Raw genomic sequence first — 16,541 nt, forward strand, 5'->3', positions numbered from 1 at the left:
TCCTATAGCTGGATTGCTGCTAGATCTTTCGTTGCAACATCTTGTTGAACATTGTTAATCATTTGTTGTAGGGAAGCTGTTGCTTCTATTCCCTTCAGTAAGCCTTTTTGGTACTTCAACTCATCGTTCCAATCATTTTTCTTCATTCCTTCGTGGCATTTTGGAAAGTGTGGGATTACATCGATGTTGTTTATACCAAAACTGTTATAAAAGTCTTTCGCTGGCCTCTCGATTTTCCCTCTTTCTGGATTAAATTTTGCTTCGTCATTATCCAAAGCGAGAACAATTTTTAACTTTTCATGTCTTACACCTGCAGATCCTGCTAAATCATCAATTTTTTGTAGCCAGCGATCGACACTCACTTTTTCTTCAATTTTCTTTACATAACTTTTATCTGCACAAAGTGCCTCAACGACTGCACGTGAAATAATTCCTTTGTTTAAGCCATTCATGGCGACTAATCGACAGTTGGTTAATCGGTTTTTGTGCAATTCGTAATAACTCATCATATCGATAGGAGCTTCAAAAGCGTAGACTGTGAAAGGATTTTCTGATGTAGCTTTACTAAATTGTGCCTTATCACCAATATCCACAATCACGCCACTAGTCCCCTCACTATTGTAGAGAGTCTTTTTTAATCGACCTTTTTCCGGATAAAGTTGCTTATTATACCAGATTCCTTGTCTAGCTCCTCCAACAATCTTTCCTTCGATATCTACGTGCTTAAATACAATCATTGGTTCGGTTTTACCTGTATCGAAATCTTTATGAATGCCCTGTACCATGATTCCTTTATTCAGAAAAAAATCGATTGTTTCATCCGATAAGCCACGTTCTTCTCGTAAATACTTCCTGGCATAATCAAATGTATTCGCTTCTCTCACTCGATAAATAAATGGTTCTTTCTTTGGAATCTTCGCCCCATCAAAGACGCCAGCTTCTGTTTCAAGGAGATAATGTAGCGCTTCTTTGAACGACATATTATTGATTACCTCAACCATCTTGATCACGTCTTGGTTACGAAGTTCATTCCCTTTTGAATACCAAGAAAAGGTGTTTTTTCTCGGATTAATTTTAAAACTTGGATGTTCAATCCATACATACTGATGCCCTGCACGTTTTAACTCTAGTCCTAAAGAACTAGCCACATCCAAAATATTCTTTTGTTTGGCCATCTCCATCAATCGATTTGGATTGTAGTTAGCCATAAATATGCTCCTTCCTTAATGAAAATAATTATTTTTTCTGAGGTAATATTAGATCCAAACAAAAAGAAGTCAGATTCATTCCTTGAAAAGTTAAGGATTGGATCTGACTTCTTGAACAATAATTTACTCATATTAATCGATACTTGATTCTTTCTCTTCTAGCGACACACGCTTCCCCTTTTATCAATTTAAGCCTGTAATCGCAATCTCCTTTCTTCTAAAATGATCGGCGACTGTTGCTTTTTTTGCTCCACCTCATGAATCACTTGTGTATGCTCACGGTTAAATGTTTCCAAAATCTCCTTAAAGTTCGCTTCTAAACCTGTATTCACCGTATGTTGCCGAAGTTTTAGTTCATCCATTTTCCCTTGTAATACACGAGACAGCTGCTCTGTTTGTTGTTCATACTCTTTTTTGATTGTCTGATCAACCGTTTCCTTATAGCTATTTTTAATTGCTGCAGTTTCTCCTTCAAGCTGTGTGGTAAAGGACTTTTCGATATTCTGTAATGCTTGCTGGTGTCGCAATTTTTCTTCTTGGACTTGTTGCTGCTTTTGATTGATCAACTGGCTTTCTAAATTAGCTAATTCTTCTTGTTTCTTTGCTTCTAAACGCTTCGTAACTGATTCCTCGATCAAATGACGCTTATCTAATTGTTGGATCTCTTGGTTGATTTTCTTCGTCTCTGTCTCAATAAATTTGGTCAATGCTTGTCCAAATTCAACTTTCGTAGATTGTAGAACCTCTTGTACAATCTCATCTGCAGCAACTTCAATGTCGAGTGATTCACCTTTTACAGGCTCTGTATCCATAAATTTTGTCATTTCCTCTAACATATTATCTTCTGACAGTGTTTCTGCAGAAGCAGTTGTTGATTGGATTTCTGTCGCTTTTTCTTCTCTAAATTGTTTTATTTCTTTTTGATGACGGTCAAGTGCTTCTTTGATGGATTGTAGTTCACTTTTTGAAATCTGTACGAATTCTTCACTGTTTTCTTCTGATAAAACTTGTTCTTTCTCCATCTCTGAAGAGCTGCTAAGTACTGATTCTATTTCTGACTCTGTTTGTTCCGGTTTATCTGTTTTTGTTACTGGCTGAATATCAGCTTCAAAATCATCTAAAGTGAGTGCTTCATCTGAATCCACGGAAAGAACAGGTTCTGAATCATTCACAGACTCGACAATCGGCTCCTCTAAAAAATAATCGATCGGTTTTTTCGTATAAAAATCAGCTAATTCTGCGACCCAATCAAATCCTTCTTCCTGTGGTAGATGAAGACGCTTCGCATAATAAACCGTACCTTCCAGATTATTCCTCACTTTAGTCACAACGACTGAACCCTTTAAATAGTCTCTTCGAAACCGGTAATCTTCCTCCTGAATAAATCGAAAGAGATCATCCGGATTAAAGATCTCTTCTTCTTTCAATAAGGTACACTCAGATAGTTCATAGATAAACTTTGGCTTTCTTCTAAACATTAACCTTTAGCTCCTTTCCTTCGGCATTTTGATAATCACTTGGTGGCGCTGCTTGATTAAATGAATGAGCCAACTGTGCTGCAGATGGTCGATTTTTCTCTTTAAGAAAACTTATGGCCTCTTCAACAGACAAGTCTAATTCTGTCAGCGTCATTCGAAAGCTTTTGGTCTCTTCTTCACTGATTTGACTTTGTAATCTTTTAATTGTTTTATCTAGCTGCACTCGTTTCTTTTCGGCATCTGCTAATTTTGATTTAAGTTTTTCTAATTTACTCTGAGTCATTTGTGTCACTCCTTAATTGATCTTTTGGTCCGTCTAGATCAGTCACATGGTTATCTTCAAAGCGTAAATGGTACGCTTCTTCTATCATAAAAGGTGCGTCTTGATATGGTGCCTGCTTTGCTATACGTACAGTTATTCGATAAAGCGTCTCATCGTTGGTATCTTGATAAATCTGAGAAGAAAGATAGCGACTGGACAAGAGTTGCATGGAATTGGAAGTATTTATTTCATTCGTTTCATTGAACGTATCAATCAACTCCTTCAAAACTTCACTATCTGCCTCTATTTCCTTCTTATCATAGAGTTTCTCTGTCATCAATTCTTGTAATAATTCAGCCCTTTCGGTCACTGAGTCTTCTTGCAATTCCCAGGTAAAGTAAACACTTAAAAAATTTCGGATATTAGAAACTTCGTCTACTTCTCTCACTGGCGGCCGACTCGATTCAGTGGTCTTTATGGTCTCCTCTTTGCTTGAAGACGAACCATCAACTAAAGCCACACGACTACTTTCCTCCGTTTTTGTTTCTTGGGATTCAGCTTGAGAAGACTGAATCTGATTTGGTACTTCCAAGGTTGGTGGTTCAGCGTTCATAAAATGAACAACTAATAAAATCAAACCAATAAAGATCAATGCTGAGGTAACCACCCCGACCCCTACTAATAGCCTAAATTTCCGCTTATCTTGCATTCATTTTTCTCCTTGCTTAATTAGGTGGACGAACTACTGACGATACACTGCCAGAGTGAAAAGTCACTGTCCACGTTTTTAATGGTCCTGGATTTTGGTCATATAATAAATACTGGTTGTTTCCTAACGTTTTTCCTACTACACCAGTATGACCGTACATCGAATGGGCAAACCAGGAACCCATATTTCCACCAGTATTGTAATTGATAATATCACCTGCTTTAATTTGGTTATAGCTAGGATTTCTAATGACTGACCATCCCCAACTTTCCCAAGGATAATCAGTACCAATATCACTGGCTTTAACCCCACCTGTTAAAATAATGGACGAATTGATTGAATTGGCATAATAAGCCGAAACAGCATAACATTCTCCGGTTAAACCACCAAACTCGCCACCAATCACTGTCCCAAGCCTTTGATCTAATACAGCTAAACCAGCGCCACCACCGCCAACAGGTCCATACCCACCAGGTGGCTTCGGTGTTCCACCATTATCATCAATCCATTGATTGAATTTTTCCGCTGTCTCAGCTCTTGATTTTCCTGCATTTAATTTAGTCCAGTAAACAAATTCTCCTGGTTTTAATGTATTGTCATGAAAAGCTTTGGCACGTGCATCCATGATTGCTAAGGTTCGATTGCCATACGTATCGATCTGCGTATTTCGAAATTCAGTGACTGCTCGTGTATTGTCCCACGAAGCTCCTTGATTAGGATCATTGTCAAATGCACCATATCCGAAAATGTTCGATTTCGGGAACTGCAAGGCGACACCGGCTGTTCCGTAAGAACTTTCCCATTGGGCAAATGCCACAAGTTGACGGACATCAATTCCTGATAATGATTGAAGACGTAAAAACTCTTGGCCGGTTGCTCTAGAATCTACCGTGTACCCCTCATTGGCTATAAACCCATCAATTTGTTCGGCAGTGATTCCATACCGCTGAGCCAAAAGTGAGGAGTTATAGGCGTCAGGTCCATCCCATTTTTCAACATAAAATACGCCATCCTCAGAAGACGCGCTGCTTTGGCTATTAAAGATAAAAAATAAACCCACAAACACGAGAAAGAGAAGTGCTATCCCTGTAATGATCCACCCAACTGGATTACTCACCTTGAAACTGCTAAGTGCTTTACTAGTTGCGCTTGTGATTGCCTGTTGGACTTTTAAAGAAGCTTGCGAGAATGCAGTCTGCTGAGTAGCCGTTTTGGTTGCCGCTTTCCAAGCTACATCTGACACTCGTTTTGCAGCCTTTACAGTATGACTTGAAGTAAAACGCAAATCATCAAGTTTTCCAATGGTTACAGATTGAGAAAATTTCCGATTTTTTGTCAAAAATTTATTCGCTTTTTTCGTTCCTTTAAAAACACGTTCCCCATCTTTAACACTAGATTGAAATTGTTTTAGCTCTTCTGCATCCTCCTCTTGAGCCATCACATTGAATCCTTGATTGATCAATTGCTTCGTGGCCACCTGTTTGGCAGAAGAAGAAAAATTGCCTTTTGAATCGGAATTGATCGATTGATTTTTGCTAGTTGCTTGGTGAAAAGACTCTTTCTGCTTTGTATGAAACAGATCATCTTTCTTTTTCTTTAGATCATTTTCAAGTTTCTTCTTTTTCTTTTTATCATGACGCTTCTTTCTCTTTGCTTTTGATACTGAATCTAGTGTTTCAGACTCATTATCTGTAAGAAACGACTGTTTCGATGAACGTTTCTCATGAATTTTTTGGCCTTTCTTTTCTAATTTTGAAAATGAAGACTCTTCTGACTTTAGTTTTTCTTCAGATTGTGTTTTTTTTCCTTTGAATGAGTTTATACGGCTTTCATTCTTCTGCTTACCGAGTGTATAGCCATATGCAGCTCGTTGATTGAATTTGGCGATTGTTCCCTTACGAACAGTTAAAGACCTCTGCTCTCCCTTAAAGCGAGTGCCTTTGGGTAATTTAAAGTACTCTTTAGGCCGGTTGTTGATCCGCATGACTTGTATTCATCAATTCAAACAGTTTTGTGTCTTTGGGGATTAGGTTTGAGAAGGGAATCACCTGACCACCAGCGATAATTAGCCCAGTTCCTACCTTATTATTTTCGAGATAGAGCGATTCTTTTTCCGTTAATTTAAATCGTTCGACTAACGCATCCAATACCTCCCCTTTTTGTTCAAGTAAAATCAAAAAGTCAGAGTTAAACAGGATCGAGCGACCTTCTGGAGTTAAAAGCATCGTTTCAGCTGACTGGGTCATAAACGTGGGACAACCTTTATATTTACGTATCCTTGAGTAAATTTCAGCCGCTTGAACACGTAATATCTCAGGTTGTGACTGATTGATGATAACTTGAAACTCATCAATATAGACCCTAGTCTCAATACCTTTCGCACGGTTTTCTACCACCTTATTCCAGATTCGATCTAGAATGGCTAAATAACCAAAGGTCGCCATTTGATTTTTCAATAAATACATATCATAGATCATTAAATTTTTTGAAGTATTGACGGTCGTTTCTTTGGCAAACATGTTTAATGATCCCGTGACATATAACCCCATTGCATCGATCAGCTCTTTTGCTTCAAGACTGGTATCACGTTGCAACACTTTATACCAGTCTTGAAGCGTTGGTTTTTCAAGCTCACGAAAGGTCTGTTGTGTGACTGAATCAATTTTGGTTTGTTGCCCAGCTGAGACATGACCTACCAAATGAGAAATTAAACTGATTAAGAAGTTTGACTTGATGGAAACTGGATCGTCCCCGACCTCTAGGTATTGTTCATCTGCTAGTTCCAAAATATTAATAGAGGTGCCACTTCCTGGAGCGACAGTGACGATCTCGCCATCCAGTGCGTTCGCTAGTGGCAGATACTCACGCTCCATATCCAGGATGATAATTTCTGCTTCAGGTTTTCTCAATCGTGTCGCTATGATTTCATTCTTAGCTGCAAACGACTTACCTCCTCCAGACACAGCCATAATGCCACCATTGGAATTCTTCATTTCACTACCCATTCGATTAATAAGAATGTTGTTCTTTGATAACTGATTGGTTCCATAGTACGTGCCATTTTTATGTTGTACATCTTGACTAGTAAACGGAGAATTGATTGAAATATTAGGCGTGATCAAGTCGCGCAAAAAGGTTCGTTCAAAATCTAAATAATTTTTACCAATAGGCAAACATGAGTTAAATCCCTGTTCCTGTGTAAGATATAACGGTTCAAATACCGCACCGAACTTTTCACCTACCGCTTTCACCTTTTCAATTTGATGGTATAAAGCTTCCTTCGATTCGTCCCATACATAAACCAAAAAAGTAGAAGAAAGCTGTTTATCACCAGTTTCTTCTACAAATTCTATTTGTTCATTGATATCTTGTTGATGTTCTCTTATTACGCGTGCAATATGCTGTCTCGAATATCCTCGCTCGCTAGCTTTCATTTCACGCTTGATTACGTCTGTTTCAAGGTTAGTCGCTTCTGTCCGTAATTTTTTTGTTGTTTGAGAGATTGAATACGGGCTTGCGTGAATAGTGATTACCATCTCCATTTCTGCTTCTGTCAATTCTTTGCACATATGATCAGATAAGTTTCGAGGGAAATCGCGCAGATACAGCACTTGTCCAAAGTTATCGTCCACTTGAAAATCAATTTTCCCTGATTTTTTAAAGTCTAAATAGCCTGGAGCAATCAAATCTTTGGTGGATCTTCTGCTTCGTTCAATATCTTCAAAATTTCCAAAAAGTGGTTTACCAGGTCGCAAGATTTTGTTCATCGTCCGTAATCGCTCCATGCCACCTTGTACATCAACTGTGCCTTTGATACTCATCAGTTCATCCGCAAACGACTCGCCAATATTTAACAATCTTTTTTGGGCATTACGAAGGTTCGTTGCGTGTGTCGCTAAAGTCACAAAACGTTCAACTTTCCAATTGTTTCTTCCAGAATCATAACTAGACTCAATTAGTTGGTTTAACTCTTCTCTAAGGGGATCGCCAGGATCGCCTTGTAAAGGATAGGCTGTCTTTTTCATGTATTCACCTTTTGGATTTTTAGTTACCAATAGCGTGAGTTGAAAATGGTCTTTTTCAGACAATAAATTGATTGCCTTATTATATTGTGAAAGAATTTGTTTCTGCTTATCTACATGCGCGGTTGTGTAGTTAACTGCACCTAATGTATACGTACTAGAAAATAGGTCTTCTGTAACATGCATGATCCCATCTTCAAACAAAGAAGTATAATACAACGAGTTTTGCGTGCTAGCGGCTTGAATTTTTTGTCTTTTTGGTCGCTTCTTTGATTTTTTTTCCTTTTTTAAAGTCTTGAACACGATAGATTCTCATCCTTTCTCCTTTTTTATAAGTTCTTACTTGAATCGTTGTTTGGAATTTAAAAAACAGCTTCACCCAAGTAGAAAAAGTATAGCCATGTGGTTTGTACATTGCGTTACACGCACTTAGTGCTAACAAGGGGAAAAATATCACTCGAAATAGCCCAACAGGCAAAACCGAATAGATAGCATTTCGAACATCTAATCCGATCACTAAAAGGAGACTTACAATAAAAATCCACTGTGCGCCAGTTAAACCAATAAACGTTTTTTCCCTTTTTGAAGCGTCTTTGAACACTTTAATTTCCATTTCTTACACCCCAAACATTTCTGAAGATTTTTTATGTGTCTGCCACAAAACAATAATGAACACGATCGCTAAAATCAAATTCTGAAAGAATTGTACTTCCATATCCAGATTCATTGGATTTCCTAAACCAGTCAGATCCAATACAATACTGGAAAGAAAATGATAAACACCGAACACAACCATAATGACCGCAGGTTGAAAGGCATAGGCTAAAATTCGCTTTAAATATCCTTTTCCTATGTTGTCATGTTCTTCAGACGCAAAAGAGGCCATCGGAACAGGCATCAAGGCTAACATGACATAGAGTTGAAAGAATCGAAGCATAACGATTACCCACACCATTACATAAGCGGCTAATGTAACTAAAGCACCGACAACAACTAATAAAAGGACCATGATCCCTCTTCTTAGTGCCTCTGTCGGATTCAATAATGCACCGATTAATTCCCCCAAAATAGATAGTGTATCCGTTGGTACTTCCACACTTGGCAGATTAAATACATCAAAAGCACCCCTCGCATTTCGGGAAATGAGATTTGCCATTCCGATACCGATCGATAAAATGAAATTTAACATGACACTCGAAAAAGTGACCATGATTCCGCCTAATGCCGCACGAAAAGAAAGACCTTGAAACATTTTCAAGGTCACGATTCCTGCGTTAGAAGAGTTCGCTTTTTCAAACATTTTTGCAATTTCTAAAATTAAGAGTATCCCTACTAAATAAAGACCAACTTCACGGGTTGATTTAGCCACGATATTGTTGACCCAATTTAATGTACTTTGGGAAAAATCCCCCATATTCTGAGTGAGGGCTTCAACTAAATCCATATGAATCCTCCTTTAATTTATTTACTACATACCTGGAGGATTTGAAAATACTCCGGTAATCATAGTTCCCGCACTAATCGCAAGTAACAGGATGCCACCAATGATCAGCCAAGAGCCTTCCATTTTCCCTTGAGAATCTCCTTGTCTTCCTGCTTGAGTGATCTGAACAATTCCCCAAACAGCTAACAAAGCGCCACCACCAGCAATCAACCACTGCAGTCCTCCTGCAATTGTTTGAGCGGTTGCATTTGCATTTGCCATTACTAGCGGTTCCAAGCTCGTTGTTACATTCATTAAAAGTGATTTCATTTTTCATTCTCCATTCAATTTGCTATTTTTTTTACGCCGCAAAATCAATATCCAATACTACTGGATCTGAAAATGCCTCTTTTTTAACATTTGCTTCGAATTTTTCTAAGCTGTTTTTGTATCTTTTCACCTCATACCAATTCGGATCACCTTCTTTATGACCGAACTCTTTGGCATTTGGATGAGTTTTATAATTGTATTTTGGTACTTTAAACATGGGTACTGAAGCAATTTTTACTAAGGCGTGAAGTCGATCTAACTCCCCGACTTCACTGCCTGAAATAACATCTTTTCCAACGGGTTCACTGCGAACAGAACCTTTATCACGCTTACGAATATAAATTGTCTTTTTTCCGGCTGCTTCAGAAAAGAACTTTGTGGTATCTGGCTCTGTCGATCCAGATAGATAAACCCAAGCGTCGCAGTTTCCAAAAAAGGATTTCCAATCCTCTTTGTACATAGCAACGATTTGATTGACGCTTTGTAATAAAATCGTGATACTCATCAAACGGCTTCTAAATACAGACAAGGCCTGCTTGATATTTGGTACTTTTCCGAGATTGGCAAATTCGTCCATTAAAAATTCGATAGGAATATCTGCTTCTCCACCCATTTCATTATCAATTTTGTGTTCAAGCGTTCGAAAAGAAAGTATAAAAATAAGGAGTGGTAAGAAATTGAACGTATCATCCATATCCGGTATCTTTAAAAATACCGCCGTCTTCTCCTCAACCCATTTTTCAATCTCAAGATTATCCTCTTTGATAAAGTCTTTGACTTGTTCTAAATCAAATAAGGAAAAGCGAGTGATCGAAATAGCTAAGACACTGTCCCTAGTCTTTCCTTCAAAGTTTCGAAGGAAGTTTTGCCATTGGAGATAGGCATAATTTTCTTCGCCAAATTCTTCCGCAAAACTTTTAAACATAAATTCAAGCGGACTTTCTACGTCTTTATTCTCACGATTTAAAAGCCGAATCAAGGTACCGATTTGATCTAGGCTAGGCATAATACCGTCCCCTTTTACTTCTTCATTTCCTTTTCTTCCCCCACGATAACGGTAATATAGATAAGCAAATAAGGAGGTAATTAACAACTCTTCGGCTTTGTCCCAGAATGGTTCTCCTTTTTTCTCATGATCCGCATTTGTCGCATCAATCAATGCACTGATCACTTTTTTGAGTGTGATCTCGTCTTTAACATACGCAAATGGATTGAAATGATCGGTATTTGTCAACGTATCAAAATCAACAACTTTGATCTTATATCCTCTACGTTCTAACATTTTCCCTACTCGGTTGACTGTTCTCCCTTTTGGATCTGTCAGAACAAAACTAGACTTCATTTGAGCAATATTCGACATAATGTAAGATGTCGTCTTCCACGATCCGGAACCTCCAATGACCATTACATTGTTGTTTCGATTCAATCGAGTATTTCTTCCCTCATAGAAATTCTTATAGCAGCCGTCCCCTAGAATGATATTGTCTGAAAAGTTCTTTTTATTCCTGAACTTCTTCATTTCTTTCTTTGTTCCCCAGCGACCGCTTCCGTATTCTTTTCCTGGCTCATATTCTCTCGTATCTCGCCCAAGATAGGTTAAAGACGCTAACGTTAAAACAGCGCCACAAGCGAGTAAGGAAGAATTTTCTAATGAAAAATGGAATGGGTTATAAAATATTTCTTTATTCACCTGAAGTGCTGCTAAGAGCTTCTCCCCTTCTGGTGCATGCATAGCAAGCTCAGTTGCACGATTGGCTACAAAACCTCCGACACCACCAAAAAGCGCGTAAGGAATAATTGACTGTTTTTTTGTCATAGATCGATCCCTCCGCTTATATCATCAAATAGAGACAAAGCATCTAGGCTTTCTTTGGCCTCTTTTGTGGTATCTGCTGCAGTTTTTGTACCATCTTTAATAGCAGTGACACTTGATTCTTTGGCCTCTTCGACTGCCGCAACTTTTTCTTTCGTCTTTCCTTTCGCCTCTTCAATTAGTGCTTCAAGTGTTGGTTTTGTCACAGTTTCTGGATCGTTTATGATTGTTTCTACGGTCCTCTCAAGCGCACGAGCAGCAATATTAGCATCTTTGGCATAAAAGTACATTTCTGACGTCATGTCCGGAAATTCTTTTACGTGGAATTGTAAACCATACTCTGTCATCATGTTTTTCAATTGGTCCAAATTTACCGCTTGATCTAAAAGTTGTGGCTCTGCTAGCATTTTATTCGAGGATAATAAGAACTCATAATCTTTTTCTCCAGCTTGTACAAGCAATTTTTTCTCACAATCTCGAATCAATTCCATTTGTTTCTCTCTCGGCAATTGTTTAAATTTGAATTCTAATTCCGGTTTATCAGGCAGTCCAAGCTGCTCTCTAAGATTTTTAAACTTTTCCCAATTGTCTGCTGTAAGTTGTTCCGCTTGTTGCTTCATTTCTCTGCTTTTAGCTGCTTGCTTCAACATCGATAGTAAGCGAAACACTTGATATAACTTTTGTGGCGTCCCCTTACAAATCACTTGATAGGCTTCTTGTTGCGATTGACTCATACTCTAGCCTCCTTCTTCAAAAATCATTAGGAAGGTGCGCTGTAATATCTGAATCTGCCAAATCTTCTGATTCATCTTTTGATAAGTCGCCTTCTAAATGATTCTTTAAGGCTATCAAGAGGTTCGCCAGCGTTTGATCAGTAAGTGTGATACCCTTTCGCATTTCCCCTTCTGGTGTCCAATTACGTAAATCATAAACCGCCTCACGGCCGTTATAAGAAACTTTATTTAGTTCAACTGTTGTCCCCCATTTTGTACGATTGAGAATAGCAATCTCTTCTACCTTCTCAAATGATATATTTGGATTCTTTTTTTCTTGCTCTGGTTGGTTTTGTGATAAATCCATTACCATTGAAAATACCTCCTAAATTTTGATCATATCTGTCACTCTAGCATTGTTGCTCGAACCATCAATCGATAGTCCGTACCAGCCCGACTTCCATCACATGTCAGCAAGGTCAAGTAATGTGGCTCTTCCGGATTATCCAACATATACTGTCCTTCACTTTGATGGATAATTCGTGTCTCTTGTACTTCATACGTAGCTGTTTTTCCATAGAAAGTAATTTCTACTTGGTCGCCAACAGAAACATTCTTCAACCCACCAAACAATAGTCCGCTATTGGTCATATAATGGCCCAACAGGGCAAAGTTTCCTCGTCCGATTCGTTGATTCGGTTTCACAGTTCCTGCTCCAATACTAAGATTGGCCTGTGTCATACCTTCCAAAATGGGCAATTCCAACCCTATCATCGGTATCCGTATAATTCCCACCCCATATTTTTGAATCAAATCGTTCGAATCAATCGAAAGATTTTGGGGGCGTAAATCTTCAACATCGTCTCCTGAATAATCACCAATAACTCTTCTATATGGCTTTTTTCCACTCATTTCGCTTAGTCCAGCTTGTTGTAGATCTGAAATTTGTTGGTCAAACTGTTTCTGTCGATAGTGCATCATACCGACAATCGTTCCTATTAGTAAAATCACACTCAATATCCCAAGGATAATTTTCTTTTTGTGCGGGTGCTGCTTAAATTTTAATCGAATCCTTCTAAGCTTTATTTGTAATTCCTTCAATGCATTGCTCCTTTCCTTCAGAGATAAATGAATCAAAATGTTTTTTCGTTTTTTTGGACCAAATTTACTAAAAAAGAGACAAGGAATTTCTCCCTTCGTCTCTTCTTAATCATCTATTTTGATCTTAAAATAGGTTCGAAAAAACAGCCTTAAGCTCTTCCCAAAAGTTTGTATTTCCTGCTTGTGGGATTGACGGAACTTGTGGTGTCTTTAAATCTTTTGGTATAACTGGTAATTCAGGTTCTTCTTCTGGAGTTAGGAAAAGGACTGTTTGGTCCTCATTTTCTAAGTCGAAATGCTCGTTTACCAGATTCTCCATTTCAGGATCATCATAGATCATATGAGTCGCTACCAATTCATATCCGCTCTCCATTGTGTTTGCTGGCAAATCTAGTGTAATTGGTAATTCTTGTTCTTCGTCACCAGTGGATACAACCGATGAAGTATCTTCAGAAACGACTGCTACTTGCTCTTTTGTGTCTTTATTGACTTTAATGTATTGCGTAAGCATGTAGTATTCATGATTTTCTTTCCCCCCACGAATCCAAGTAAAGTCGGTTAAGTGATTGTCTTTTGTCGGATCTAAAACTTTACTTCCAGTTTCAGTTTCCACAAATAGCGTCTCTACTTCTAAATCTAAGCGGTGATTTTCTACTTCAAATACAATAACTTCTCCATCATTTTCAGGTGAAACTTCAAACGTATACTCTTCTTCGTTTGCGTGATACCAAGGTAATTCTTGGGATTCCACCAACAAATAATGTCCCGTTGGCAATCCATCGATATTGATCTCACCATTCTCATCTGTCAAGAACGTTCCAATAAGAACAGCTTCTTCAGGAGTTTCCTCATCGATTTCATCTTCACCCTCTAAATCTGTTGAGTCTTCTGACTCAGTTGAATCCTCGGTGTCGATTTCATCAGAATTGGTTGTCTTTACAGCGTCTTCGCTCTCTTCAGTGTCAGTATCTTCTTCAACGTCTTCACTTTCTTCAGGCGCTTCCTCGATATCTTCTTCAGGATCAACTTCTGGTGCTGGCACTCGGTATAAATCAAAAGCAACACCTTCTAGCGGTTTTTGATCCATTCCATCGGTTTTGATAACTTGAACACCTGCACGAGCTAAACGATTAATAATTGCGCCTGTCAGGTCCTCTTCTGGCTCTTCTTCCAGATCTACATCTTCTTCAGTATCAGGAGTTTCAGTATCTAAATTGGCATTAGTTGCCACTCCTTCTACGTCGTCCTCCTCAGAATCAGCGTCAGGGTCTTCTTCAGCATCTTCACCTTCGGCTTCGTCTTGACTCGCTTCTACTTGAATATCAAATGAAACATCGTTGTTCTGTGGATCGTATACAAAGTGGTGCTTCGTGTCATCCATTACATGATCGGGACCTGCATAGATTTCTTGGATATACATCGGGATTGTTTGATTTGGCAATTTCAGTCCTTCAAAAGCAATCTTGCCTTCTTCGACTACTGAATAACCTAACGTAGTATCAGCAGCTAATTCTTCTTCTCCAACAAGTAGTTCTTCTGCTAATCGTAGGGCAAATATTTGACCGTTTTTCGCATTTTCTAATTCAACAACTGCTTTACCATCTTCCCAACCCGTTAGAACTTCTTGCATTTTTCGACCATAGATATTGAGATCTTGTAGGAAGTTTTCTACTTCTAAAGAAGAGGACGTGATATCAACCGTTTGTCCTGCATAATCGATCGAAAACGGAATTGGTTCGTCTAAAAGAACGACACCTGCAGGTGCAGAAACTTCAACGACTTCGTACTTACCGATAAACAGTAGTGGGTCTGTCGTAAATTTACCATCTTCGTCTGTAGTCCAAACGATGTCTTCACCATCTGCTTGTAAGAATTTCCCTGCTTCATAACGCAGTGTGCCGTCACCGGTCACGATATCTTCTGTCGGGCGAATCTTAAAGCCAAATCCATCCCCATTTCGTTGTTCGAATTCAATCGTCGTGTAGTCGCCATGATCGCTTTCATTTACAACTGTAGAAACACCTGTTTCAACTGTTTTAGAAAGCTCCAGTTGTCCTTTTTGAGGCTTATTATCAAAGGTTGCCGTGACTGTTTCATTTACTTTGATTGTAATTGTTTGTGGCTTGCTGTTAATCACGTAACCATTCGGTGATTGAATCTCTTCCATTGTCACCTTTTGATCATGGGTTAAATCACGCCATTCAGCAATTCCTTGATTGTTCGCTGTTATTTCTTTAGTTTTTCCATCATCTGTTGTAAAACGGAAAATTGCTCCCGCTAAAGGTTTTTTAGTAGTTTCATCTAATTTACGAACAGCTGCATGTCCCTTTTTTTCTACTTTAATATTTAATGCAGCGATTCCTGGATCGGGTAAATGAAGACGAGAAAGATCTTGTGTTTTCCCATTTGTATAAGCAAATGTAGTTCCTATTCCCGATCCGCTAGGGTCATATTTTGTTACTCGAACTACTCCCGATTCATTAGAATTTGCAGAAGCAGCAATAACTAAATCATTTCCATCTTTTCGTACACTCACACCAGCCGAATTAGTTGAAACAGTACCATTCCAGGAAGAAAAACGGTTATGAGTATCTCGAACGCGTACTTCTTCACCTGCTTTAACTGTTACAGTAGTGTTGTGCCAAGAAGGATTTAGATCATGTTCAGCAATCTTTTTATCGACAGCAGCTTTGAACGAATCATATTTCGCTTTACCAAATGTTCCGTAATTGATAAAGCTACCTCCCATTTCATCCCACACTAGCATTTGTGTTAACGCATAATTTTCCATACTACGCTGGTTATAGTAACCAAAGTATCCGATAAAACGAAGTCTTCTTGATCGACTTTCTGGAGATACTACATTATTAAGGTCTAATTTTTGATCGTATAAAATGCCAGCTTCTGTAAATACCCCTTCTTGAATACAGAAAACATCTTCGCCATCAATTTGCCAACGAATGATCTTGTCATGCGTATAATGTAGACCAGAAGGTGTATAACGTGCGACATTAACATCTAAACGACCATTTTCAGACAAACGATAAGAAGAACTTCTAGTCATTTTCTCTTCTTTAAGTTTTTGCCATTCATCTGATTGTGCAGCTAATTCCTGTTGCTCAGAATACGATCCCAATTCATGAAGATCTTTTTCTCCGATAAAGAATTCTTTCATATTATCAGGGACTTCTTTAGTTATTAATTCCGGCCCGTCATTAGCTAGTTGACTCTCTCCGGTTTGGATAGATCCAACAAAATCTCGATTGTTCATTAAGGGCAGCAACACTGGATCACTAACAGGTTCATTAGTTTCCTTATTGCTATCTATTTCTTTCGTATCAGAACCATCATTGATTTTGATACTTGTTGATTGATCCAACAGTACCGTTGCCATACTATTTATCGGCAAACCTGTTGTAAGCAAAACAGTCAGCAAGAACAAGCTGATCACTTTTTTCATTTTCTTATATTTCATAATCGTC

General features: G+C 38.5%; 14 protein-coding genes. All 14 read right to left on the reverse strand.

What is annotated here, in order from left to right:
* Positions 1 to 2: 2 nt before the first annotated feature.
* Positions 3 to 1,208, reverse strand: a complete 1,206-nt coding sequence (locus IGI79_RS14735) for a hypothetical protein (protein ID WP_438752341.1) — start codon at positions 1,206 to 1,208, stop codon at positions 3 to 5.
* Between the two features lie 188 nt (positions 1,209 to 1,396).
* Positions 1,397 to 2,686: a hypothetical protein gene (locus IGI79_RS14740; RefSeq protein WP_169059091.1), complete on the reverse strand. Its 1,290-nt coding sequence runs from the start codon at positions 2,684 to 2,686 to the stop codon at positions 1,397 to 1,399.
* Positions 2,679 to 2,969, reverse strand: a complete 291-nt coding sequence (locus tag IGI79_RS14745; protein ID WP_169059090.1) for a hypothetical protein — start codon at positions 2,967 to 2,969, stop codon at positions 2,679 to 2,681. The genes IGI79_RS14740 and IGI79_RS14745 overlap by 8 nt, the downstream gene beginning before the upstream one ends.
* Complete coding sequence (locus tag IGI79_RS14750; protein ID WP_265262173.1) at positions 2,956 to 3,657, reverse strand: hypothetical protein; 702 nt, start codon at positions 3,655 to 3,657, stop codon at positions 2,956 to 2,958. Before IGI79_RS14750 ends, IGI79_RS14745 begins: the two co-directional genes overlap by 14 nt.
* A 16-nt stretch (positions 3,658 to 3,673) precedes the next feature.
* A complete protein-coding gene (locus tag IGI79_RS14755; protein WP_438846125.1) occupies positions 3,674 to 5,641 on the reverse strand; it encodes a CHAP domain-containing protein in 1,968 nt (655 codons plus the stop codon).
* Positions 5,619 to 7,982 carry a VirB4-like conjugal transfer ATPase, CD1110 family gene (locus IGI79_RS14760; RefSeq protein WP_023520652.1) on the reverse strand — a complete coding sequence of 788 codons (2,364 nt, stop codon included), beginning with the start codon at positions 7,980 to 7,982 and terminating at the stop codon, positions 5,619 to 5,621. Before IGI79_RS14760 ends, IGI79_RS14755 begins: the two co-directional genes overlap by 23 nt.
* A complete protein-coding gene (locus tag IGI79_RS14765) occupies positions 7,912 to 8,292 on the reverse strand; it encodes a PrgI family mobile element protein (protein WP_023520651.1) in 381 nt (126 codons plus the stop codon). Before IGI79_RS14765 ends, IGI79_RS14760 begins: the two co-directional genes overlap by 71 nt.
* A gap of 3 nt (positions 8,293 to 8,295) precedes the next feature.
* A complete protein-coding gene (locus tag IGI79_RS14770) occupies positions 8,296 to 9,123 on the reverse strand; it encodes a type IV secretion system protein (RefSeq protein ID WP_066025994.1) in 828 nt (275 codons plus the stop codon).
* 24 nt (positions 9,124 to 9,147) lie between these two features.
* Positions 9,148 to 9,432 (reverse strand): hypothetical protein, encoded by a 285-nt coding sequence (locus tag IGI79_RS14775; RefSeq protein ID WP_023520648.1) that lies wholly within the window; start codon positions 9,430 to 9,432, stop codon positions 9,148 to 9,150.
* 31 nt (positions 9,433 to 9,463) lie between these two features.
* Positions 9,464 to 11,248, reverse strand: coding sequence for a VirD4-like conjugal transfer protein, CD1115 family (locus IGI79_RS14780; RefSeq protein ID WP_438770933.1), 1,785 nt, complete (start codon positions 11,246 to 11,248; stop codon positions 9,464 to 9,466).
* Positions 11,245 to 11,979 (reverse strand): hypothetical protein, encoded by a 735-nt coding sequence (locus IGI79_RS14785; protein ID WP_438846126.1) that lies wholly within the window; start codon positions 11,977 to 11,979, stop codon positions 11,245 to 11,247. Before IGI79_RS14785 ends, IGI79_RS14780 begins: the two co-directional genes overlap by 4 nt.
* 16 nt (positions 11,980 to 11,995) lie before the next feature.
* Positions 11,996 to 12,331 carry a PC4/YdbC family ssDNA-binding protein gene (locus IGI79_RS14790; RefSeq protein ID WP_023520645.1) on the reverse strand — a complete coding sequence of 112 codons (336 nt, stop codon included), beginning with the start codon at positions 12,329 to 12,331 and terminating at the stop codon, positions 11,996 to 11,998.
* A gap of 32 nt (positions 12,332 to 12,363) precedes the next feature.
* A complete protein-coding gene (locus IGI79_RS14795; protein WP_438846127.1) occupies positions 12,364 to 13,059 on the reverse strand; it encodes a class A sortase in 696 nt (231 codons plus the stop codon).
* Positions 13,060 to 13,183: 124 nt separating this feature from the next.
* A complete protein-coding gene (locus tag IGI79_RS14800; protein ID WP_438846128.1) occupies positions 13,184 to 16,534 on the reverse strand; it encodes a SpaA isopeptide-forming pilin-related protein in 3,351 nt (1,116 codons plus the stop codon).
* Between the last annotated feature and the right edge of the window lie 7 nt (positions 16,535 to 16,541).

Origin of the sequence: Enterococcus sp. AZ084, assembly GCF_051714905.1 — a bacterium.
GTDB classification, from domain to species: domain Bacteria; phylum Bacillota; class Bacilli; order Lactobacillales; family Enterococcaceae; genus Enterococcus_B; species Enterococcus_B pernyi.

What these genes read in the sequence shown, in the direction of transcription:
- IGI79_RS14735 (WP_438752341.1), bottom strand. Translation starts at nt 1,208, where the DNA reads ATGGCTAACTACAATCCAAATCGATTGATGGAGATGGCCAAACAAAAG.
- IGI79_RS14740 (WP_169059091.1), bottom strand. Translation starts at nt 2,686, where the DNA reads ATGTTTAGAAGAAAGCCAAAGTTTATCTATGAACTATCTGAGTGTACC.
- IGI79_RS14745 (WP_169059090.1), bottom strand. Translation starts at nt 2,969, where the DNA reads ATGACTCAGAGTAAATTAGAAAAACTTAAATCAAAATTAGCAGATGCC.
- IGI79_RS14750 (WP_265262173.1), bottom strand. Translation starts at nt 3,657, where the DNA reads ATGCAAGATAAGCGGAAATTTAGGCTATTAGTAGGGGTCGGGGTGGTT.
- IGI79_RS14755 (WP_438846125.1), bottom strand. Translation starts at nt 5,641, where the DNA reads ATGCGGATCAACAACCGGCCTAAAGAGTACTTTAAATTACCCAAAGGC.
- IGI79_RS14765 (WP_023520651.1), bottom strand. Translation starts at nt 8,292, where the DNA reads ATGGAAATTAAAGTGTTCAAAGACGCTTCAAAAAGGGAAAAAACGTTT.
- IGI79_RS14770 (WP_066025994.1), bottom strand. Translation starts at nt 9,123, where the DNA reads ATGGATTTAGTTGAAGCCCTCACTCAGAATATGGGGGATTTTTCCCAA.
- IGI79_RS14775 (WP_023520648.1), bottom strand. Translation starts at nt 9,432, where the DNA reads ATGAAATCACTTTTAATGAATGTAACAACGAGCTTGGAACCGCTAGTA.
- IGI79_RS14780 (WP_438770933.1), bottom strand. Translation starts at nt 11,248, where the DNA reads ATGACAAAAAAACAGTCAATTATTCCTTACGCGCTTTTTGGTGGTGTC.
- IGI79_RS14785 (WP_438846126.1), bottom strand. Translation starts at nt 11,979, where the DNA reads ATGAGTCAATCGCAACAAGAAGCCTATCAAGTGATTTGTAAGGGGACG.
- IGI79_RS14790 (WP_023520645.1), bottom strand. Translation starts at nt 12,331, where the DNA reads ATGGTAATGGATTTATCACAAAACCAACCAGAGCAAGAAAAAAAGAAT.
- IGI79_RS14800 (WP_438846128.1), bottom strand. Translation starts at nt 16,534, where the DNA reads ATGAAATATAAGAAAATGAAAAAAGTGATCAGCTTGTTCTTGCTGACT.